Consider the following 22,095-nt stretch of genomic DNA (forward strand, 5'->3'; position numbering starts at 1 on the left):
TGTGCGTACCCTCCGCGGGCGGCTTGCCCGCCCCTACCCGCTGGGGATCCTTGCCCTAGCGCTCATCCTCCTCGTGCAGCCGTGGGGGCTGACGGCGGCCGATACCAAGCATGATCTGGCGGCCGATCCGCTGCACTTTCTCCGCGGGGCGCTCAGCGCCTATACGGATACCTTTACCCTGGGGCAGCTACAGAATCAGGCCTATGGCTATCTCTTTCCCCAGGGACCATTCTTCGTTTTAACCCAGCCCCTGCCCGATTGGGTGGCCCAGCGCCTCTGGTGGCTGCTGGTCTTAAGCGTCGGCTTCATCGGCTTCCATAAGCTCGGCCGCAAGGTGGGCCTGCGTGGCTGGTGGGTCTGGGTGGCGGCGATGCTCTACGCGCTCTCGCCGCGCACTCTTTCTACCCTGACCGCCATTTCTTCTGAGACCTGGCCGGTCATGCTCGCTCCCTGGGTTATCCTGCCCTTCCTCAATGCCAAGCTCACCTGGCGCGATGCCGCCGCGGCCACCATCCCGGTGGCGCTGATGGGTGCGGTCAATGCCACCGCGACCATCGCGGCGTGTATCCCGGCCGCTGTAATCCTGCTCTACCGCCGCGCCTTCAGACCCGGCGCGGCCTGGCTCTTAGGGTGCTTGGCGGTGTCGGCGTGGTGGATCGGCCCGCTCGTCGTGCTTGGCCGCTATGCCCCGCCGTTTACGGAATTCATCGAATCCGCCCGCGTAACCACTCGCTGGCTCAACTTGCCCGAGATCCTGCGCGGAACCACGAGCTGGACGCCGTTTGTCGATACCGAACGCGTAGCCGGCTATGAGCTAGCCACCGAGTCCTTCTTTGTGCTGGTCACCATGGGCATCGCGGCCGTGGGCATCTACGGGCTCACCAAGCTGCCGCGCGTGTGGTCCGTCATGCTGGTGGTGGGCATCGCGGTGCTGGGCTGCCAGGTGGCGTGGTACCTCGATGCGCTCGATGGACCGCTGGCCGCGCTGCGCAACCTGCATAAATTCGATCCGCTGGTGCGCATCCCGCTGCTTCTGGGCGTGGCGCGCGCCTGCGCCAATCTTCCACTTCCGAGGAGCTTGCGCCCCACCAAGAAACAGACGGTGGGTGCGCTGACGCTGCTATTGTGCATCGCGGTGGTCTCCCCGGCATGGTCGCAGCGCTTGCTGCCGCTGGGGGCATATAAGGAGGTTCCCTCCTACTGGCACGAGGCCACGGACTTTATCAATACCCATGCTGCCGATACCCGCACCCTTATCTACCCAGAGGCGTCCTTTGCCCGGCAGACCTGGGGATGGACGCGTGACGAGCCGGCCCAGCCGCTGCTCGATGTCCCCTGGGCCGTGCGCGATGCCATTCCGCTCGTGCCGCCAGAAGCCATCCGCGGGCTCGACGGCGTCATGGCCGCGCTCAAGGAGGACCCGGCCACGGGCGTGCGCTCCCTGCAGCGCCTGGGCATCGGCGCGGTCATGGTGCGCCATGATCTCTTCACCGGCGAGGACGAGGCCCTGGCTAGCAAGTTTGGCGGCGAGGTCCATCGCTTCGGTGAGGTCGATGTCATCCTGCTCAGCCACGCCGGCATGTCCTTAGGGCCGACAGAGCCAGTCCGCGTGGCCGGCGGCGGGGAAGCCTTGGCGCTTCTCGACGCCCACTCCACCCCCACCACCCGACAGCTCGTCGATCGCGACGCCGATATCGTCACCGATACCCCGACGCTCACGGACCGCAACTACGGCACCCTCGATGGCCCCATCTCCGCGCCCCTGGCCGCGGACGACCCCAGCCACGTGAATAACCGCCTGCGCGACTATCCCTCCGCTGGGCCGCTTACCCAGGTGGAAACCCACGGCGGTTCGGTAGCAGTCTCCTCCTCGGCCGCCGATGCCACGGCCTTTGGTGGCGCCCAGCCGAAGAAGTCCGCCACGGCCGCGGTGGATGGGGAAAACTCCACCGCCTGGTGGCCCGCGCCGGGCGATGATGCCGGGTGGATTGAGCTGCGCGGATCTTTCACCCAGCCGCGCCTCAAGCTCATGGCCACCAGCGCCACCACGGTAACCGTGCGCTCTGGCAGCGCGGCCGTAGACGTGGATTTGCAGCCCTTCCGCTCGCAGGAAGTCCGCGTTCCCGGCGGCGATACCGAGGCCATCCGCGTGGAGCTCTCCCACCGCACCGGCATCGCGGAGTTAGGAGTGGAAGGCCAGCCGGTCGAGCGCGTGGTGACCGTCCCGGATACCTCCCCTGACGTGCACCAATTCTTTTTCCAGCGCATGCTGCAGGATACCGGCGTGCTCATCCGCGATTTCACGGCACCGCGCTCCATGCGGGTGACGGTGGATTCCACCAAGCCCGTGCTTATCGACGCCCACCGCTACTCCCCCGGCGACTCCCTCACCCTCAGCCCTGGCACGCACCGCGTGCGCACCACGGGGCCGTGGGTGAGCCTGCGCGAGGAGGGCTGGCAACCAGCAGGCTCTTCCGAGCCCACCGGGTACTCGATTGCAGCCGCTGATGAGGATCGCCTCTTGGTCACCGGTCGTGCCTTCAATAAGGGCCTGCGCGGCTACCTAGGCGAGGAAGAGATCGCCCCGCGCGAGATCGATGCGGCCACCCAAGCTTTTGTCATTCCAGCCGGCCGTTCCGGTGACTTCCGCATGACCTTTAGCGCCCAACCGGTTTACCGCGCCACCCTCCTCTTCGGCGGCGCCTTGGGCTTGCTCACCCTCGGCCTGTGCATCTTGGCGGCCGCGCGGCGCTCGTCCCAGCCCACCTGGCGCGCGCCGCGCGGCGGTGCCGCCTCGGCCATCGTGGCGCTGGCCGCGCTGGCCCTGACCGGCTGGCCGGCCGCGGTGGCGGCCGTTGCCGCTTGGTTGGTGCTGCGCTGGACCACCATTCCGCGCGCCTACCTCGCGCCCGGTGTCGTAGCGGCGGCCGGGGCGATCCTCGCCCGCGCGCCGTGGACATCGGGATCCTATGCGGGCGATTCGCTCCTACTTAGCTGCTTGTGTGCCGCGGGCGTGGCCTGTCTTTTCGCCTCCGACCGAGGAGAAGATCCCGGCCGGGACGCTCGATGAGCGTATAGCTCGCGGCCGAGACCACCACGGTGGCCACCACCGTTACGGCCAGAATCACCCAAAAGTCCAGGGGTTTCCCGCTAAACAGCGGCACCCCGGTAAGCGGAAACGCCAGTCCCAGAATGGCCACATGCCATAAGAAGATGGAATAGGACCACGCGCCCAGTGCCTGCATGAGCGGAGTGGTCAGCCAGGACTTATCCCGTGGGGCGAGCGCTACCGGTACCACCACGACTGCGGCAAAGGCCGCTCCCGCAATGATCCGGCGGGAAAATTCACCTGGCTCTGGATGCACCAGTCCCTGCGGCCCGAACCACTCGCGGCTGGAAATCCACAGCACCACCGCTGCCACGAGCCACCATGCCCAGCGCGGCCGCAGCGCGCGTTGCACGCGCCGGCTAACACCAGCTTCTTCGCATTCCGCGGCCAGCATTCCCACGGCAAACCACGAAGCATATGCCGGCGGCCAAATCTGCGAATTGACCTGGTCCTTGGCGTAATCGGCCACAAAGGGAACGAAACCCCAAGCCCAACTGATCACAGCGCCCAGCGCGATGGCCGCTACCCGCCAGCGCCGCGGCAGCGCATCGAGGAGCCACACCAACAAAGGCAGGGCAAGGTAGAAGAAGAACTCCACGCATAGCGACCACAGGTGGGTAAGCCCCGGTGCTAGCCCGTCCACCACATAGATCTGGGTAGAGGTGAGGTTGCTCAGCAGTTGGGTGAGGGTGAGCGAGTGGGCGTCGGGAAGCAGGAGCATCACCGCCACCACGCAGGCATAATAGGCTGGCAATAGGCGGGCCACGCGCGAGCGCGCATAGCCGGATAAGGTGTGCAAGCCGCGGCGACGCCACAAGAGGAAGGCACTGAGCGCAAAGAAGACAGCGACGAAATAATCAAAGCGCCCGGCAAACCCCCACCCGGTTCCGGTCTGAAAAGACACGTGGGTGACAATGATTCCAAGGGAAGCGACCGCGCGTAAACCGTCTAGCTCCGGCAGATGCTGGGGTACGCTTTTCACAGATGCCTGCGGCTGCACGCTTGCTCCTAACCCCGGATCGACCTGAAACTGATTGGACATACTACTGCAATGAAACGCTACCTTTGGCCACGCTCGCCACTGGCGTGGGTTTTCATTGCCGCCGTCATTTTCTTGGTGCTGGGTACCGTGGTGCCGCCGCTGTATAACAATCAGACTCGGCCGCTGGCCTTCGACCAAAACATCAACACCGTCACCGCGCCGTCGGCCGGGGTGTGGATGGAAGCGCCCGAGTTCATCGCCGGGGCCAAAGCCTCTGGCGATAGCAAGGACCCACAGTGCCAAGAAAAGCAGGCACCCATGTGGTGCTACCTGCACCACGACCTGCTTACTATCGAGCGCAATACCACCACCTCTGAGGTGGCAGAAGATGATGCGCTCGCTAACTCCGATTCGCTCTCTCGCCTGCTCGCCGGCGATACTCCCCTTGCCCAAATCACCGAGCATTCCGTGTTGAACCGCGAGTCCACCTACCCAGTTGCTGCGCCAAAGGATAAATGGAAGTTTGTGCTACCGGCGCTGGATACCGGCATGGCCCGCACCGACTTCGAGCGCGATGGGATCAACTACTTCTTTCCCTCCGGTACCGAGCAGCGCTCCTATCCGTTTTTCGATCTAGCGACGCAATCCTCCACGGCGGTGGACTTCACCACGACGGAAAAGATCGACGGTATCCCCACCTATTCTTTCCACCACGATATCCAGCCCATTTCCTTGGCTGATATGCGCAAAAGCATTACCGCCGAGGTCGATACCGGCACCGGCGATAGGCAGCTAGCGGCCGAGGATTTCCGCATCTCCGGACCGGCGAAGCGGTTCTACGACGCCGAGTCGCGCGAGCTCCTCGGCCTGGATGCCACTGACCGGGTCACGGTGGAGCCCTTCTACACCATCGGCCGCGATATCTCCGTCGAACCCACCACCGGCACCATGGTGGACCTGCGCGAGAACATCAAGATCTTCTTCGCCGCGGACGAAAAGCAGGCCGGCACCATGGTGGCGAATGGCGATACGGAGGACCGCTCCATCTTTGCCGCCGATCTGCGCTGGTCCGATGAGACCCGCGCGGAGCGCCTTGATGAGGTGCGCCCGGTCATTCGCACCATTCGCGCCTTGATGGTGGTCGGCTGGGCCGGCAAGGCCATCGGCGTTGGTCTATTGCTCTGTGCCGCCTATATGTACATGCGCCGACACCGTGAAGGCTAAGCGTCTTTTACTTCTTAGCTGGGGCGCCCTCCTTGTGGCCGCGGTGTGCTGGCCCTTTGCCTTGCCCGGCGAGTTCTTGTGGCGCGATATGGCGTTGCTTGACCATCCGGCGCTTTCCCCTTCTGCCTTTGGTGACGGCAGTCTGCCCGCCCGCAATGCACCGCAGGACGGTTTCCTTGCTCTCGTGGGCGGCGCGTGGGCGGCACGGGTGCTCATTTTTGCCGCCGCCGCGTCCTCCGCGCTCACCGCGGCGCGCTGGGCACGCTCTACAGTCGCCGCGGTGAGCGCGATGGCGGTGGCGGTGGCCAATCCCTTCGTCATCGAGCGTCTCCTGCAGGGCCAGTGGTCGCTTGCAGTGGCTGCGTGGCTGTTGCCGGTCATCGCGTGGGCTGGAAGAAAGCACAGCTGGGTGGCGTGGCTGGCCATGTGGGGAGCATCGCTTACCCCTACGGGCGGGCTCTTTGCCGTGGTGACCGCGGCGGTGACCTGCCGCAAGCGGGTAGCGCTCGGCGGCGTGATTCTGTGCTTGCCGTGGGCCATTCCGGGCATGTTCAACCCCGCCGCGCCCGGCGATACCGCGGCGGCGGTGGCCGCGTTTGGCCCGCGGGCAGAAGACTACGTCGGCACCGCGGGCGCGCTGCTGCGGCTCGGCGGTATCTGGAATGCGGAGGCGGCCATCGGATTCGCCGTGTGCGGCGTCATCGTGGCGATCATCGCCCTGCTCGGGGCGTGGCGGGTTCCCGCACGGTTAAGCGTCCTCGCGGCGATGGGGCTCGGCGGAGCGATGTTCTTCTGGCTGGTTCCCGGTGCTCTGGTGTGGTCCATCGATCACGTACCGGGGGCGGCGCTGCTGCGCGATAGCGGGAAACTGACCATGTTGGCGTTGCCGCTCTATGTGGCCTCACTGGGGGCGCTGCCGAATCTTCCGGCGGCACTGGCCACCATGGCCGCGACCGTGCAGCTGCTGCCCGTTCCGGGACGCCTCGCTGTGCTCGCGCCGCGGGATACGGGGATAGATGAGGAGTTGGTGCGCGCGATTGACGGCCGCGTGGCCTTCTTCCCGGAGCGCGCCAACCTCGTGGAGGTACCCGGCGGCGTGGCCGTCGACCCCTACTCCAAGGCGGTGGCCATGGTGGAATCAGGAGAATTGAGCGTAGACGGGACCGTGGTGGACCAAGCCTCGCCGCACTACCGGGCGGCGCTGCACGCGTGGGAAGAGCACGATATGAACCGGCTGGCCGAGGTCGGCGTCGGTGTGGTCGTGGTGGACGGTGCCATAGCCGCGGAAACCAACGCGCCGCGGCCGCAGGTTCCGTGGGCGCTTACCGCTTTGTGGATGGCGTGTCCGCTACTAGCCCTTGCAGCAATTCCGCGAACTGCTCGCCGGTCTTCTTCCACGAGAAGCTAGCGGCAAAATCCCGCGCGTTGGAGCCGAGGGTGCGGCGAAGGGGGGCGTCGGCAAGCAGCTGCTTGGTGGCCGCCACGAAGTCCTCTTCGCGCTCTACTAGGATGCCGGTCTTGCCGTTGATAACGCTGTCACGCAGGCCAAACGTATAACCTACGGCGGGCACCCCATGTTGGGCCTCCTCCATTACTGCCAAACCCCACCCCTCTTTGCGCGAGGGCATAAGCAAGGCATCGGCGCGGGCGAGCAGGGCGTGCTTATAGTCCTCGGTCACCTGGCCGCGGAAGCGCACGCGATCGCTTACCCCATGCTCCTCGGCATAGGCGCGCAGGTTAGCCTCCCACCAGCCGGAGCCGATGACGTCCAGGACCGCGCCCGGGGTCTGCGCCACCGTATCCATGGCATGCTCGATCTGCTTATGCGGCACCAGACGCGAGAGCGTGACTAAGTGCACCTCGGCCTCTCGTTCCAGGGAAGGAACGTGATCCGGAACCGGGTCCAGGCCATTGGCGATGATGTGCGCGCCCTTAATGCCCAGCGCCTCTAAATCCTCGCGGGAGGCCTCAGACACGGTGACATAGGGAGCGCCGCGGTAGACGCGCGGGGCCACTCGGGACTCAAGGAACCAACCAAGCCGACCGAGGAGAGGGCCCGCCACCGGCCACTGTTCGCGGTGGCAATGGTGAGTAAGCAGCACCGTCGGTGCTCCAGAAACCAGGCGAGCGAAGAAGGGGATGCCGTTTTGGGTATCGATTACCGCATCCACTCCGCGCAGGTCTCCCAACCCCAGGCGGCCGGCCAACATCGCCGCCCAGGCACGCGGATACACGCCGAATTTGGCGCCACCGCGGCTATAGCGCACGCCGTCGCGCACCTCCCGGCGCGCGGCATTCATGTGCTTGGAGGTGCGAAAGACCACCTCGTGGCCCTGGGACGCCAGGTACTCGCCCACGCGCTCCAAGTAGCGCTCCGAACCACCGCCTTGTGGGTGGGTGGTATCGCGCCAGCATAGTAAAAGAATCTTCATCGTGAGGTATTAGCCTAGTGGGTTATGAGACATACCCGTGAGATGGCCACGCTCCGCCGCTCCATTCAGCTGCTGCGTTCCTTCCGCTTTGAGCAGACGCGCCCGGAGATTTTCTACGGCGGGCTCGCGGAGGATACGGCCGCGTTGGTGGATAACCTCGGCCGCGACTTGGGCGTGCAGCTTTTCGGAGCACGGGTGCTCGATGTCGGCGGCGGACCGGGCTATTTTGCGGACGCCTTTTCCCGGCGCGGCGCCCGCTATGTGGGATTGGAGCCAGATGCCGGCGAGATGTCTGCGGCCGGCATCCATTTAAGCAATTCCGTGCGTGGCGATGGCACCAACCTGCCCTTTGCCGATAATTCCTTTGACGTGGTCTATTCCTCCAACGTGGCCGAGCACATCCCCAATCCTTGGGATATGGGCGAGGAGATGCTGCGCGTGACCCGCCCCGGTGGACTTACCATCCTGAGCTACACGGTGTGGCTCGGCCCCTTTGGCGGCCACGAGACCGGCCTGTGGGAGCACTACATTGGGGGTGGCTTTGCCCGCGATCGCTATACCCGCCACCACGGCCATCCGCCCAAAAATGTCTTTGGCACTTCGCTTTTCGACGTCCCCTGCTCCGCCGGCCTTGCCTGGGCCCAGCGCACCGGCGCGCTCCAACTCGCCTTCCCCCGCTATCACCCCAGCTGGGCTTGGTGGCTCACCCGTGTGCCAGGGGTGCGGGAATTCGCGGTTTCTAACTTGACGCTAGTGCTGCAAAAATAGCACCCAACAACAGTGCTGTCGCTGGGTGCTATTGAGCTTAGAGCTTAAGAGGCGTTCTCTACACGCTCCTTCAGGGCGTGGAACTGGTCCCACACCTCGGACGGCACGCGGGAGCCCAAGAAGTTGAGGTAGCTGGCGTTATCCTGCATATCGCCTTCCCAATCCTTCGGGTTGACGGCGAGAGCGGCGCGAACATCCTCGATATCGAAGTCGATGCCCTCGAGGTCGATATCCTCGGCGCGGGCGGTGTGGCCCACGACGGTTTCCTCGGCCTCAACGTTGCCCTCAATGCGGTCAATGATCCACTTGAGCACGCGGGAGTTCTCGCCGAAGCCCGGCCACAGGAAGCGGCCGTCATCGCCACGGCGGAACCAGTTAACCAGGAAGATAGACGGCATGCGGTCGCCGCCCTTTTCACCCATATCGATCCAGTGCTGCAGGTAGTCACCGGCGTTGTAACCGATGAACGGCAGCATAGCCATCGGGTCGTGGCGCAGGGTGCCGACGCTACCTTCTGCGGCAGCGGTCTGGCCGGAAGCCAGCAGAGCGCCGATCATGGTGCCATGGTTCCAGTCAAAGGCCTGGGTTACCAGCGGGACGGTGGTCTTGCGGCGGCCGCCGAAGAGGATGGCGTCGATCTTCACGCCCTGCCAGTCGTCATACTCTGGTGCGGCGCTCGGGCACTGGGAAATCGGCACGCAGTAGCGGGAGTTCGGGTGCGCAGCCTTAGTGGAGGAGGACGGAGTCCAATCCTGGCCGGTCCAGTCAATGAGGTGCTCTGGTGCCTCCTTGGACATTTCCTCCCACCAGACATCGCCGTCGTCGGTCAGCGCAACGTTGGTGAAGATGGTGTTGCCCGGCTCCATGGTCCGCATGGCAATCGGGTTGGAATCGTAGTTGGTACCAGGAGCCACACCGAAGAATCCATTTTCCGGATTTACGGCGTAGAGGCCATCCTCACGCAGATGCAGCCAGGCAATATCGTCGCCGACAACTTCAGCCTTCCACCCCGGGATGGTTGGGGTAATCATGGCCAGGTTGGTCTTGCCACATGCCGAAGGGAAGGCAGCTGCAACGTGGTACTTCTTGCCTTCTGGGTTGGTGAGCTTCAAGATGAGCATGTGCTCGGCCATCCAGCCTTCTTCCTTGGCCATAACCGAAGCGATGCGCAGCGCATAGCACTTCTTAGCCAGGATGGCGTTGCCGCCGTAGCCAGAACCGTAGGACCAGATTTCCTTAGTTTCAGGGAACTGGGTGATGTACTTAGTGTCATTGCATGGCCACGCCACATCTTCCTGGCCTGGCTCTAGCGGGGCGCCCACGGAGTGCAGGGCGTGGACAAAGTTGCCGTCAGCGCCGATTTTCTCCAAGGCTTCCGCACCCATACGGGTCATGATGCGCATGGAGAGCACCACATAGGCGGAGTCAGTCAGCTGCACGCCCAGCTTTGGTTCCGGATCGCTAATAGGGCCCATGCAGAAGGGAACCACGTACATGGTGCGGCCCTTCATGGAACCACGGAATGCCTCCGTCATTTCTTCCTTCATCGCAGCTGGCGGGGCCCAGTTATTGGTCGGGCCGGCGCCATCTTCATTCTCTGTACAGATGAAGGTGCGGGATTCCACACGGGCGACGTCCGAAGGATTGGAGCGAGCCAGGTAGGAATTAGGGCGCTTTTCCTCATTCAGCTTGATAAGCGTGCCCTTTTCCACCAGCTCTGCGGCCAAACGGTCAGCCTCGTCCTGGGAGCCATCTACAAAGACCACCTGGTCCGGCTGGAAAAGCTCAACGTTCTCGCTGATCCAGCCGATAAGCTTTTCGTTTTTAGTCGGCAGCTCTCCGACGAGCCCTGGGATAGTGGCGGTCATTAGTAATTCTCCTGAGGGTGGGTGTGAAAATTGGGGAAATAAATCCCCAACTGTGCCTTCCACCTCAAGATTAACGTGCTTGTCCGAATAATTTGCGCAGATTTTGTCACACCGGTTATATCCACCGCGTTTACCAGAACTTCACCAAGCGCAACCACAGATACTGTGTTAAAAATCGCCTTTTCCCATCCCCCTGTCTGGGGGTCTATTCCCCTCCCTAGCGGCAACCAAAACGATAATCTTCCACCCCCAACCGGGCCCACTGGTTATACCAGGATTGGCTTCGCCACACGTGACCCCCGGCGCGGCGTATTGCTTGACAGGGCTAAGCAGGGAAAAATAGGCCGCAATGAATAACACAGATAACTCTCAAAACACCCGCGCTGGAGAAATGCCTCCAGGGCGCCCGCCACAGACCGACTTCAATGCGGTATTCGACAACGAGCTTGACTACCCACGCCTAGGCAACGTCACCTTCCGCCGCGGCACGCTGACCGAAAATCAGCATGAGCTTTTTGAAAAGCGCTGGCCAGAACTAGGCCGCACGCTGGAAGACGAGGTCATTGACCTCGATTCCTGGTTTGGCCGCAGCGGCGCCAAGACCATCGTGGAAATTGGATCCGGCACGGGTACCTCTACCGCCGCCATGGCGCCGAAGGAAGCCGATACCAATATCATCGCCGTCGAACTCTACAAGCCGGGCTTGGCCAAGCTACTGGGCCAGATCGAGCGCGAAGGCATCGACAATATCCGCATGATTCGCGGCGATGGCATCGAGGTCATGGTGCGCATGTTTGCTCCGGAATCCCTTGATGGCATCCGCGTCTTCTTCCCGGATCCCTGGCCAAAGGCCCGCCACCATAAGCGCCGCATCATCCAGTCGGGCACACTCAACCTTTTTGCTTCCCGCCTGAAGAAGGGCGGCGTGCTGCACGTTGCTACCGACCACGCCGGATACGCCGAGTGGATCGATGAGCTTGTGGACGTAGAGCCGAGCCTGGATTACAAGGGTTGGCCGTGGCCAGAGTGCCCGCAGTTGGTGGACCGTCAGGTCATCACCAAGTTTGAGGGCAAGGGTCTAGATAAAGAACACGTCATCACGGAGTATCTCTGGGAGAAGAAATAAATGAGCACCTACCTACTTGTCTGGGACGCGCCCAATATGGACATGGGCCTGGGCTCCCTGCTCGGCGGCCGCCCCACCGCCGCACACCGCCCGCGCTTCGACGCCATCGGCCGCTGGCTGGTACACCTTGCCCAGGACGTTGATGCGGAGCCGCGCGCCGATGTCTTTACTAATGTCACCCCGGGCGGCGCCGATGTCATCCGCCCATGGGTAGAAGCCATCCGCAACGTAGGCTTCGGCGTTTTTGCCAAGCCCAAGATCCACGAAGACGACGACGTGGATCCGGATATGCTCGACCACATCGAAAGCCTCCGTGAAGATCTAGCGGGCGTGATTGTTGCTTCCGCCGATGGCCAGAATTTCCAGGAACCTTTGGAAGAGCTCATCGCGGAAGGCCTTCCGGTGACGGTCCTCGGTTTCCATGAGCATGCTGCATGGGCCGTAGGCCACGCGGATATCAATTTTGTGGACCTGGAAGATATCGAGGGCGTATTCCGCGAGCCGCTACCGCGCGTGAACCTGGATAATCTGCCCGAGGGTGGTGCATGGCTGCAGCCATTCCGTCCCCTGGCTGCGCTGCTTAATAACCGCTAGGAGGCTGCCCCAATGTTTGAAAAATGGGGACGCTTTTCCTATGCGCACCGCCGGCTCATCCCCGCCGTCATCGTCGCCGCCATCCTTGCGCTCTTTATCGGCTTTGGCTTGCAGCTCGAAGACCGCATGAGCCAGGAGGGCTGGGAGGATCCCAATGCGGCGTCGACAAGCGCGGCCCAGATCGAACAGGAAGCATTCGGCCGCGATAACTCCGGCGATGTCATCTTGCTCTTCCACTCCCCCGATGAGAACTTCGACGCCGCCAAGCAGCACTTGGCGCAGTTGAAATCGGAGTATCCGGACCAGATTGACTCGGTGACCAGTTACTTCGACACGAAGAACCCGAACCTGGTCAATGCTGATCATTCGCTGGCCTTCGCCGCCATCGGGCTGAAAGGCGATGACGAGCAGACGCTGAAAGATTTCCGCGCCATCGAGGGCGCGCTTACGGACACCACCGCACCGGTGGAGATTGCGGGTGCCACCGCGGTTGCTGATGCCCTGGATGAGGGAATGTCCCACGATATCTCCCGCGCCGAAAAGGCCGCCCTTCCACTGGTAGGCATCCTCCTGCTGGTGGTCTTTGGTTCCGTCGTTGCGGCCTGCATGCCGCTGGTGGTCGGCGGCCTCTCCATCTTGGGCTCTTTGGGCATCCTGTCCATCCTGGCCGGGTTCTCGCAGGTCAATGTCTTTGCCCAGGCCGTCGTCACGCTGCTGGGCCTCGGCCTAGCCATCGATTATGGCCTCTTTATGGTTTCGCGCTTCCGCGAGGAGCTGGACAAGGGCCGCTCCACCGAGGAGGCCGTGGCCACCACCACCGCAACCGCCGGCCAAACCGTGGTTTTCTCCGCGGCCATGGTCGCCGTTGCGCTTTCCGGCCTCTTCCTCTTCCCCCAGGCCTTCCTGAAATCCGTGGCCTATGGATCCATTTCTGCTGTCGGCTTGGCCGCGCTCCTTTCGGTCACCGTGCTGCCGTCCATTTTTGGCATGCTCGGCCCCAAGATCGATACCTGGTCCGTGCGCCGCACCTCGCGGACGGCACGCACTATTCAGGACACCTGGTGGTATAAGCTCCCGCGCTGGGCCATGCGCCATGCCCGCGGGCTGACCATCGCGGTATGCGGCCTGCTCATTGCCCTGACCCTGCCCATTATGAGCATCACCTTTGGCGGCATCAACGAGTCCTACCTGCCGCCCGACCAGGACACCCGCGTGGCACAGGATAAATTCAACGAAGAGTTCCCGGCCTTCCGCACCGAGCCGGTCAAGCTCGTGGTAGAAAATGCCTCGAACCAGCAGCTTGTCGACGTCGTCATGCAGGTCCGCGGCCTCGACGGCCTCACCGAGCCCATGGCGCCGACGACCGCCACCAAAGACGGCACAACTGTCCTTTCCGCCGGCATTGAAGACCGCGATGATTACGCGAAGATCGTGCACGAACTGGAAAAGGTCAAGGCCCCTGAGGGCGTGAACCTCTACGTGGGCGGTACTCCCGCCATGGAGGTGGAGTCCCTCGATGCGCTCTTCCACACGCTGCCGTGGATGGCGCTCTACGTGGTGCTGGCTACATTCCTGCTCATGGCTCTGGTCTTCGGCTCCTTTGTACTGCCGCTCAAGGCCATTGTGATGACGTTGCTGACCTTGGGCGCAACGCTGGGCATCCTGACGCTGATGTTTGTTGCCGGCTTGGGCTCGGACATCCTCAACTTCACGCCCGGCCCGCTCATGAGCCCGATCTTGGTGCTCATCATCGCCATTGTCTACGGCCTGTCCACCGATTACGAGGTCTTTTTGGTCTCCCGCATGGTAGAGGCCCGCCGGCGCGGCGCATCTACCGACGAGTCTATTGCGGCCGGCACCGCGCATACCGGCGGCATTATTACCGCGGCGGCGCTTATTATGATCGTGGTCTCCGGCGCGTTCGGCTTCTCCGATATCGTGATGATGAAATACATTGCCTACGGCATGATTTTTGCCCTGCTTATCGACGCCACCATTGTCCGCATGCTCCTCGTCCCGGCCGTCATGCACTTGCTGCGCGAAGATAACTGGTGGGCCCCTAGCTGGCTGCGCCACGCCACCACCACTTTGACCGGCGGTGCGACCCACCGCGGCAAGACTGTTCCCTTCACTGAGCTCAAACAACGCCTCGAAGGGGGTAAGTAAGTGAAGAATTGGCTGCGCCTTATCGCCTCGTTCATCGTCCTGCTGGTCTTGGTTTATGTCTTCCGCGATGAGCTGGACTTCCTGCGCGAAGGCTTCTCGCGGCTTTCTCATTCCAACCCGGCCGCGATAGCACTCGTGGTCATCGCCTCCATTGTGGCGGTGCTCGCCATGGGCGAGGTCATGCGCCTGCTCATTCGCGCCGGCGGCGTCAAGGTGCCGGCCTCAGAAACCGCAGCACTGACGTTGGCCGCTAATGCCTGGTCCACCACTCTTCCGGCCGGCCCAGCCTTTTCCGCCATCCTCACCTTCTACGTGCAACGCACGTGGGGCGCGTCCGTCATGCTGTGTGGCTGGTTCTTCGTGCTGTCTTCTGCCATTTCCACGATGTGGCTCGTGCTCATCGGCTTGGGCGGCGTGCTCTTCCTCAACGCGGATATGGCGCTCTGGTCCCTCATTGGCACCCTAGTGCTCATGCTGGCGCTTTCTGGCGGCCTGTTCTGGCTGACCAATCATCCGGATACCATCATGCGCTGGCTCAACCGCCAACAGCTCATTAAGGGCTCCAAGCGCGAAGCCCTCTTGGACCAGGTCAAGAATCTGGAGGAAGTTCACCTTACCCGCCGCCAATTCGGTTGGGTGTCCTTCTACTCTTTGGCCAACCGCCTGATCGACATGGTCTCGCTATGGGGCTGCGTGTGGGCCGTTACCGGCCACCTGCCCGCCCTGCACGCTGGCGAGGACACCACGACGATGGCCGGCGTGGCGCTGGCCTATCTCACCGCTAAGCTTGCCGGCTCTGCTCAGGTCACGCCGGCCGGCCTCGGAACGGTGGAAGCCGCCATCATCGCCACTCTGGTGGCCACGGGCATGACCGCGGTGGACGCTACCGGCGCGGCCATCATCTACCGCCTCATCTCCTTTGCCTTGATCACCATCATTGGCTGGGTAATCTACTTCTGGCACTATGCCCGCAAGGGCATTACCTACGCCGCCTTGAACCGAAAGGAAAACGCATGAGAATCGCCCCCATTATCGATATCATCGCCCTGATGCTCTTCGCCGTGGCTGCCCGCCTCGCCCACGGCGGTTTGAGCTTTTCCACCTGGGTAGATGCCTTTTGGCCCTGGGCCGTAGGCGCGCTTATCGGCTGGGTCATCATCCTCGCTACCAAGGTCCAGGGCAAGTGGAAGGAGGGCGGCATCGTCTGGCTGAGCACCGTCGTGGGCGGCATGGCCCTGTGGATGCTCGTCAACGGCCGCCTGCCGCACTGGAGCTTCCTCATCGTAGCGACGGTGATGTCCGCACTATTTTTCTTTGGCTGGCGGCTTTTCGCCCGCAAATAAAAAAGAAGGAGGGTTTAACCCTCCTTCTTTTTTGCTCCTTTTACTTGGAACTTACCTGAATGCCTGCCTGATTCAGGATATCGACCACAAAGCCGATGATCTCGCTGACGATGTCCACGGCACTAGACAGAATCATAGATAACTCCTTCACTAGGATTAGCTCTTTATATGCTATCCAAGCACAAGGCATTACATCGGGGCAATAGTGTGCTTCTTCGGCAGATCGCTTTCCTGCTTGGTGGCCAGTTGGCGCAGTGCCTGACGGAGCGCCAAGCGGGACTGATTCGGCTGAATCATAGCGTCTAGATAGCCACGCTCGGCCGCGACATAAGGAGCGGTCATGGTCTCATCATAGAAGTCCATGAACATCTTCTTGGTCATTTCGCGCTGTTCCGGGGTCTCGGCGGCTTCGAGCTGCTTGCCGGCGATCATTACCACGGCAGCGGCCGCGCCCATCACGGCGATCTGCGCGGTCGGCCACGCCAGGTTGATATCGCCGGTCAGGTTCTTCGAGCCCATCACGGCATAGGCACCGCCGTAGGCCTTGCGCACGATGAGCGAGACCTTCGGCACGGTGGCTTCCACCACGGCGAAGGCGAACTTGGCGCCGCGGTGAATAAGACCCACCTTCTCCTGCTCCACGCCCGGCAGATAGCCCGGGGTATCCACTACGAAGACCAGCGGAATATTGTAGGCGTCGCAGATGCGGATAAAGCGCGCGCCCTTATCGGCGGCGTCGGCATCAATGCAGCCCGCAAGGTGCATGGGGTTATTGGCCACAAAGCCGACGGTCTTGCCATCGATGCGGCCGAAGGCGGTAATCATATTAGGCGCGAAGTTCTCTTGAATCTCAATGAGTTCCTCGTCATCGCCCAACTGGGTCAACAAGTCCATCATGTCGTAGCCAGCATTGGTGTCATCCGGCATGAAGGCATTGAGGTCTTCGTCTTCGGCCACTTCGGCGTCGGAAGGCGCAGCGAACTCCGGTGACTCATCAAAGCAGGTCAGCGGCAGGTGGTCGAGAAGATCGCGGACCATGTCAAAGGCGTCATCCTCGGAGGGGACGACTGCCGAGACGTTACCGTTGAGCTCTTGCTGGCGAGCGCCGCCCAGCTCGGCGGAGGTGATGTCCTCACCGGTAACCTCACGGATGACGTTCGGGCCGGTGACATACATTTCCGCTTCCTCGTCCACGGCAATGACAAAGTCCGTAGTCACGGGAGCATAGACGGCGCCACCGGCGGACTTGCCCATCATGATGGAAATCTGCGGGCTACGGCCGGACAGCGGAAGCTGGCGGCGGGCGATCTCGGAGTACATGGCCAGCGAGGTCACCGCATCTTGAATGCGGGCGCCGCCGGAATCCTGGATACCGATAACCGGGCAGCCAATCTTGATGGCCATGTCCATGACCTCGGTGACCTTCTTGCCAAAGGTCACGCCGACAGAGCCGCCGTAGACGGTCTTATCGTGGGCGTAGATACACACTGGGCGGCCAGAGATGCGGCCATAACCGGTGACCACGCCATCGGAATAAATGGCGTCAGGGTCACCCGGGGTCTTACCCAAGGAACCGGTCTCGACGAAGGAACCCTCATCTAGCAATTCATCGATGCGTTGACGAGGCGTGGTGCGCCCAGCCTCGTCGCGGCGCTTGCGGGAGCGCTCACTGCCTGGATCCTGCGCCTTATCAAGACGCTCGCGCAGGTCAGCGAGTTTCTCAGCGGTTGTCTGCTTGGCCGCCACGTATCTTCTCCTCGATCCATTCGTCCATATGCTTGCCCACGATGCCGATGGCCGGCTCGTCGGGCACTGCAAGGTGATCGCCTTGCAGCTGCACAATTTCTAGATCCTTAACGATAACTCCCCAACCGCCGTCGGGGTCAATCTCAGCGTAGCGCGGCTCCAGCTCAATCGCACCGTCGTGCATGCGCTCGGAACGGAAAAGCAGCACCGGCACGGTGACATCGGCCCAGCGATGGAAGTCGATCTTGGCCAGAATCTGGTTATCCACAAAGGAAGCGCGCTGGTGCTCCAGTACGCCGGCGGCCAGGCCGTGCTCAGAGGCGTCGGTAGTAGCGAGGAACTCCGCCAGCATGGTCATGAGCGCATCCTCGCCCATGGTCTCAAGCATCTCGTACGGCGGCTCGAAGTCCAGGCCATAGGTCTTCTTGGCAAAGGTCGCGTAGCGCTCCCACCGGGCGCGGGTTTCTTCCGGGGTATCCGGCGCTGGGTTCGACGGCTGGGTGGTATCCAGCAACGCGATGAACGCCACGTCCGCCGAATCCTGGCCGCGCTGGGTGCGCTGATGCAGCTGGTAGGCCACCTCGTAGGCCAGCGCGCCACCGAAGGACCATCCGCCGAGCACGACCTTGCGGCCGCGAGCGTAGTGCAGGATGTCCTCGATATAAGCCTCGGCGCGCTCCTCCAGCGAGCCCTCAATGCGCTCTACGCCGTAGACCGCCACGTCCTCGGGCAGGCGGCGGGTTAGTGGCTGGTAGACCACAGTGGTGCCGCCGGCTGGGTGGAACATGAAAACGGCAGGACCATCAGCCTCGCGCAGGACGCGGATATTGCCTTCTACCTCGGTCTCCAGTCCTTCGCGGACGAGGTCGGCCAATGTCTCTAGCGCCTCGGCCTCGTGGACCTGCTGGGCGGTGACCTCGATGCCGGCACGTTCGGTGAGGCGCTCGGCAATCTGGGCGGCGACCTCATCGCTCACCTCAGGAAGCGCCGAGGTAACGCCCGCCGCGGCCTTGCCGGTGAAGGTGGCCCAGGTACCAAAGACCATGCGCTCCGAGGCATCACGCGGGGCAACGCCGACGCCCTGGCCGGGTTCGTCTTCTTCTGGTGCAGGCGTATCCGCAGTAGCAATCTCGTTGGTATCCACGCTGCCGCCGGCCACGGCCTCTTCCACCATGGCAATGACGTCGGCCAAAGAGGCATCGCGTAGCGCCTGCACCTGCAGCGGCGGAATTTGGAAGTCATTTTCCACGCGGTTCTTAATGCGCATGCCCATCAGGGAATCCAAGCCCAAGTCAATGAGCGGCAACTCGCGCGGCAGGTCAGAGACGTCGTAGCCCATGGATTCCGACACGATGAGTGCGAGGCGGTCTTCCACGGTTTCCTCCGCGGGATCCCAGCGTACGGCATCAACTTCTGCGGTTGCTGCAGGCTCGCTTTCAGGCACATCGGCTACGCCCGGGATAGGCGCCGCGCCCAAGTCCAAGGCGGAGGCAAAGCCTTCCGCTAGGAGCTCCGTCTGTGCGCCTCGGACGGCGTAGACGGCTACGGACATACCACCGATGGACTGGCTTACCACCGTGGTGACCTCACCGCGCGGTGGCAGGTCGGCGTGCTCCTCGGTGGCGATGATGCGCGCCCCAGGCTTGACCGCCTCGGCCGCGGCCTCCACGATGGCCAGCGCGGATGGCGCCTGATCCGCATTGGTAGAGAAGGCCACCTTGCCCTCTGGCAGGTTGACGCGTGCGCCCGGCAGGCCGGAAACGCCGGCCGACGGACGGGCGTTGGTCCAGAAGCGCTGGCGGTTGAACTGGGTATAGGGTGCCTCCACGCGCGCACCAGAGCCAAAGACCGCGCCAAAATCTACCGGCATGCCGGCGACATAGAGCTTGCTGAGCAGGTCCAACAACGACTCGGTGGGATCTACCTTGCGCTTCAACGCATACAGCAGCTGGGCATCCGCCTTGCCCACGGCGAAGGCGGTGGACATGAGGCCCATCAGCGCCACCGGGTTCGGCGAGATTTCAACCAGCTGGGTGTGGCCGGCGTTGAAGGCCGCCTCGGTGGCATCCTGCAGGTAGACCGAGTGGCGGGTCATGCGCAGCCAATAGTCCTCATCGTGCACGGTGGTACCAGGGCGATAAACCTCACCCTTATCCACGGAGGAAAACAGCGGGGTGTGCAGCGGCTTGGCCTCCATGCCAGCAATGGCTGCATGCAGCTCACCCAGGATGGGATCCACGGCCGAGGTATGCCCGGCGGCCTTCACATTGAGCGCACGGGCGAACTTGCCCTCACCATCGAGCTTTTCCACCAGGTCCAGCACCTCTTGGCGGGGGCCGCCCACGGTGGTCATACCGGGTCCGGTATACACGGCGGGTTCGATATTGCCGTCGAGCGCGGCAATATCCTCGGCCGAGAGCTCTACGACGGCCATGGCTCCTTGCTCGGCATCGCTTAGCGACGCCTCCCCCTCACCCATCAACCGCGCACGGTGGCAGGCAATGACCATGGCGTCCTCTGCGGAGATGCCGCCTGCGGCATAAGCCGCGGCAATCTCGCCCATGGACATGCCCATCACGCCGGCCGGGCGCACGCCAAAGGAAGCGAGCAAGTCCGTCAATGCAATCTGAATGGCGGTAATGGCCACCTGGGCGGTCTCGGTGTCATAGGTTTGGGCATCGTCGTTGACGATATCCAAGATGGACCAGCCGGACTCAAAGTCCACGATGGCATCCAGCTCTTCCAAGCGGGCCTTGAACTGCGGCGAGAGCGCAATCATGTCCTTCGCCATCTTGCGGTGCTGGGATCCGAAACCGGAGTAAACAAATACGGGCCCCGGGACCTGCGGGGAATCCGCAGCGGCGATGCCAACGGAAACCTTGCCCTCAGCTACCTGGCGCAGGCGCTTGACCGCTTCCTCGGTGGAGCTAGCCATCACGACGGCGCGGGAACGGGAGTGGTTGCGGCGGGCGACGGTGCGGGCGACGTCGACAAGCGCGGGCTTTTCCGCCTCAATGAAGTCTGCCAGCAAGGCCGCAGCGCGTGCCCGGCGCGAAGGCAAGAGGCCAGAGACCGGCAACGCCACCGTTTCGGTGGAAAGCTGGGGCGCGCGTTTGGCCGGGGCGCCGCGATAATCGGTGAGCACGACGTGCGCATTGGTGCCACCGAAACCAAAGCCAGACACACCAGCGACCTTGCGCCCGGAGTATTCGGGCCACTCGCGCGGATCCTCCACTACCTCAAGGTGCTCGGCCTCGAAATCGATATAGCGATTCGGCGCCGAGTAATTGATATTCGCCGGAATCACGTCATTGCGCATGGCCTGGATGACCTTGATGAGGCCGACCACGCCCGCGGCGGATTCAGAGTGGCCGATATTGGTCTTGGCAGAGCCGAGCAAAATAGGAGTTTCGACCCCGCGGCCCGCACCGAGCACGCGGCCCAGGGCAGAGGCCTCGATCGGATCGCCCAAAATGGTGCCGGTGCCGTGGGCTTCGATATAGTCCACGTCCTGCGGATTTACGCCCGCATCAGCATAGGCGCGACGCAGCACATCCTCCTGTGCCTCCGGGTTCGGGGCGGTCAGGCCATTAGAGTGGCCATCGGAGTTGACGGCCGAGCCCTTGATGACGGCCAGGATATCGTCGCCGTCCGCTTCCGCGTCCTCCAAGCGCTTGAGCACGAGGACGCCGGCGGCGTCGGCACGCACGATGCCATCGGCGTCGTCAGAAAAGGCGTGAATGGCGCTCGTGGGAGAGGTAACGCCCAACTCCGAGAACGCCGTGGACGCATGCGGGGCGGCCAGAATATTCACGCCGCCTGCCAGCGCCACGTCCGCGCTCCCCGTGCGCAAATCCTTCATCGCCTGGTTCACCGCCACGAGGGAGGAGGAGCAAGCCGTATCCACGTTGATGGAAGGGCCGCGGAAATCCAGGGCGTAGGAAATGCGATTAGCCACCACGGCGGAAGAAATGCCGGTCAGCGCATACGGGTGCATCTCGGCGGAATCGGCACCGATGAGCATGCCGTAGTCATTATTGGTCGATCCCATATACACGCCGGTCTGCGTGCCACGCAGCTCATTGGCGGGAACACCAGCGTTTTCTAGCGCTTCCCACACCAGCTCCAACAGGATGCGCTGCTGGGGATCCATGTTGGCGGCCTCTAGCGGGGACAGGCCAAAAAATTCCGCATCAAAGGACGCGATGTCTTCGATATAGCCGCCGTCGGTATTTTGCTGGGCGATCTTCTCGCTCATGACCGGATCAGCGGAGTACTCGGACCACCGGCCTACTGGCAACGGGCCGGTGCCTGCGCGGGATTCCGCCAACATAGACCAGAACTCTTGGGCATTCTTAGCACCCGGGAAGCGGCCGGAAAGACCAATGACCGCAACGTCAGATCCCTGCGCGATCCGCGGCGCGTGCTCTTCCGGCTGGGGCGCCGCCGGTGCGTTCAGCAGGCGGTCCGCCAGCAGCTCGATGGTGGGATACTCATATGCCACGGTGGCATCGAGGCGGGTGCCTAGAAGGTTTTCCAGCTCGCCGGATAGCACTACAGCATCCCGCGAGGAGAGGCCATAATTTTCCAAAGGCTTGGAATCTAGGATCTCTTCGGCGGAAACACCGGTGGCCTGGGCGACCCAGTCACGCAGCCATGCTCGCAGTTGCTCGATGGTCATAAAAAGGTCTTTCGTTACGGAAAAATACTAAATGGCGTAGGGGTATATCGCTATAT

At 62.8% G+C, this 22,095-nt stretch carries 14 protein-coding genes; 9 read left to right on the forward strand and 5 right to left on the reverse strand.

The window, feature by feature from the left end; translation table 11 throughout:
• Position 1 precedes the first annotated feature (1 nt).
• A complete protein-coding gene (locus MHY08_RS04965; RefSeq protein WP_239235630.1) occupies positions 2-3,070 on the forward strand; it encodes an alpha-(1->3)-arabinofuranosyltransferase family protein in 3,069 nt (1,022 codons plus the stop codon).
• Here MHY08_RS04965 and MHY08_RS04970 read toward each other — a convergent pair.
• Positions 2,991-4,151 (reverse strand): acyltransferase, encoded by a 1,161-nt coding sequence (locus MHY08_RS04970; RefSeq protein WP_239235632.1) that lies wholly within the window; start codon positions 4,149-4,151, stop codon positions 2,991-2,993. The two genes, MHY08_RS04965 and MHY08_RS04970, sit on opposite strands and share 80 nt — an antisense overlap.
• Positions 4,152-4,160: 9 nt before the next feature.
• Between MHY08_RS04970 and MHY08_RS04975 the strand changes: the two genes are divergently transcribed.
• Both MHY08_RS04975 and MHY08_RS04980 read left to right on the forward strand, forming a co-directional pair.
• On the forward strand, positions 4,161-5,315 hold the full coding sequence (locus MHY08_RS04975) for a DUF3068 domain-containing protein (RefSeq protein WP_239235634.1): 1,155 nt from the start codon (positions 4,161-4,163) through the stop codon (positions 5,313-5,315).
• Positions 5,305-6,723: a hypothetical protein gene (locus MHY08_RS04980; protein WP_239235636.1), complete on the forward strand. Its 1,419-nt coding sequence runs from the start codon at positions 5,305-5,307 to the stop codon at positions 6,721-6,723. Before MHY08_RS04975 ends, MHY08_RS04980 begins: the two co-directional genes overlap by 11 nt.
• On the opposite strand, the gene MHY08_RS04985 is transcribed toward MHY08_RS04980, so the two are convergent.
• On the reverse strand, positions 6,638-7,747 hold the full coding sequence (locus tag MHY08_RS04985; protein ID WP_239235638.1) for a glycosyltransferase family 4 protein: 1,110 nt from the start codon (positions 7,745-7,747) through the stop codon (positions 6,638-6,640). The genes MHY08_RS04980 and MHY08_RS04985 overlap by 86 nt on opposite strands.
• A 24-nt stretch (positions 7,748-7,771) precedes the next feature.
• Here MHY08_RS04985 and MHY08_RS04990 point away from each other — a divergent pair, with 24 nt between their 5' ends.
• On the forward strand, positions 7,772-8,515 hold the full coding sequence (locus MHY08_RS04990) for a bifunctional 2-polyprenyl-6-hydroxyphenol methylase/3-demethylubiquinol 3-O-methyltransferase UbiG (protein ID WP_239191793.1): 744 nt from the start codon (positions 7,772-7,774) through the stop codon (positions 8,513-8,515).
• A 44-nt stretch (positions 8,516-8,559) separates the two neighbouring features.
• On the opposite strand, the gene MHY08_RS04995 is transcribed toward MHY08_RS04990, so the two are convergent.
• Positions 8,560-10,383 (reverse strand): phosphoenolpyruvate carboxykinase (GTP), encoded by a 1,824-nt coding sequence (locus tag MHY08_RS04995; protein ID WP_239191795.1) that lies wholly within the window; start codon positions 10,381-10,383, stop codon positions 8,560-8,562.
• 349 nt (positions 10,384-10,732) lie between these two features.
• On the opposite strand from MHY08_RS04995, the gene trmB reads away from it, so the two are divergent.
• Genes trmB through MHY08_RS05020 form a run of 5 tightly spaced genes read left to right on the forward strand, consistent with a single transcriptional unit; the run spans position 10,733 to position 15,612 of the window.
• On the forward strand, positions 10,733-11,509 hold the full coding sequence (gene trmB, locus MHY08_RS05000; protein ID WP_239235640.1) for a tRNA (guanosine(46)-N7)-methyltransferase TrmB: 777 nt from the start codon (positions 10,733-10,735) through the stop codon (positions 11,507-11,509).
• Positions 11,510-12,103: an NYN domain-containing protein gene (locus MHY08_RS05005; RefSeq protein ID WP_005325427.1), complete on the forward strand. Its 594-nt coding sequence runs from the start codon at positions 11,510-11,512 to the stop codon at positions 12,101-12,103. It begins immediately after the preceding gene.
• A 12-nt stretch (positions 12,104-12,115) separates the two neighbouring features.
• Positions 12,116-14,269: an MMPL family transporter gene (locus MHY08_RS05010; protein WP_239235641.1), complete on the forward strand. Its 2,154-nt coding sequence runs from the start codon at positions 12,116-12,118 to the stop codon at positions 14,267-14,269.
• Entirely contained in the window at positions 14,270-15,286 is a 1,017-nt protein-coding gene (locus MHY08_RS05015; protein ID WP_204610795.1) for a YbhN family protein, read from the forward strand.
• Positions 15,283-15,612, forward strand: coding sequence for a DUF3054 domain-containing protein (locus MHY08_RS05020; RefSeq protein WP_204610794.1), 330 nt, complete (start codon positions 15,283-15,285; stop codon positions 15,610-15,612). The genes MHY08_RS05015 and MHY08_RS05020 overlap by 4 nt, the downstream gene beginning before the upstream one ends.
• A gap of 189 nt (positions 15,613-15,801) precedes the next feature.
• Here the strand turns inward: MHY08_RS05020 and MHY08_RS05025 are convergent, their stop codons facing one another.
• Together MHY08_RS05025 and MHY08_RS05030 are read right to left on the reverse strand one after the other, a co-directional pair.
• Positions 15,802-17,358, reverse strand: coding sequence for an acyl-CoA carboxylase subunit beta (locus MHY08_RS05025; RefSeq protein WP_239235642.1), 1,557 nt, complete (start codon positions 17,356-17,358; stop codon positions 15,802-15,804).
• Positions 17,333-22,039 (reverse strand): type I polyketide synthase, encoded by a 4,707-nt coding sequence (locus MHY08_RS05030; RefSeq protein ID WP_239235643.1) that lies wholly within the window; start codon positions 22,037-22,039, stop codon positions 17,333-17,335. Before MHY08_RS05030 ends, MHY08_RS05025 begins: the two co-directional genes overlap by 26 nt.
• Positions 22,040-22,095 lie beyond the last annotated feature (56 nt).

The sequence above is a fragment of the Corynebacterium sp. ACRPJ genome, assembly GCF_022347345.1.
GTDB lineage: Bacteria > Actinomycetota > Actinomycetes > Mycobacteriales > Mycobacteriaceae > Corynebacterium > Corynebacterium tuberculostearicum_D.

Coding starts and splice junctions, on each gene's coding strand:
- MHY08_RS04970 (WP_239235632.1), bottom strand. CDS start 4,151: ATGTCCAATCAGTTTCAGGTCGATCCGGGGTTAGGAGCAAGCGTGCAG.
- MHY08_RS04975 (WP_239235634.1), top strand. CDS start 4,161: ATGAAACGCTACCTTTGGCCACGCTCGCCACTGGCGTGGGTTTTCATT.
- MHY08_RS04985 (WP_239235638.1), bottom strand. CDS start 7,747: ATGAAGATTCTTTTACTATGCTGGCGCGATACCACCCACCCACAAGGC.
- MHY08_RS04990 (WP_239191793.1), top strand. CDS start 7,772: ATGAGACATACCCGTGAGATGGCCACGCTCCGCCGCTCCATTCAGCTG.
- MHY08_RS04995 (WP_239191795.1), bottom strand. CDS start 10,383: ATGACCGCCACTATCCCAGGGCTCGTCGGAGAGCTGCCGACTAAAAAC.
- trmB (WP_239235640.1), top strand. CDS start 10,733: ATGAATAACACAGATAACTCTCAAAACACCCGCGCTGGAGAAATGCCT.
- MHY08_RS05005 (WP_005325427.1), top strand. CDS start 11,510: ATGAGCACCTACCTACTTGTCTGGGACGCGCCCAATATGGACATGGGC.
- MHY08_RS05010 (WP_239235641.1), top strand. CDS start 12,116: ATGTTTGAAAAATGGGGACGCTTTTCCTATGCGCACCGCCGGCTCATC.
- MHY08_RS05020 (WP_204610794.1), top strand. CDS start 15,283: ATGAGAATCGCCCCCATTATCGATATCATCGCCCTGATGCTCTTCGCC.
- MHY08_RS05030 (WP_239235643.1), bottom strand. CDS start 22,039: ATGACCATCGAGCAACTGCGAGCATGGCTGCGTGACTGGGTCGCCCAG.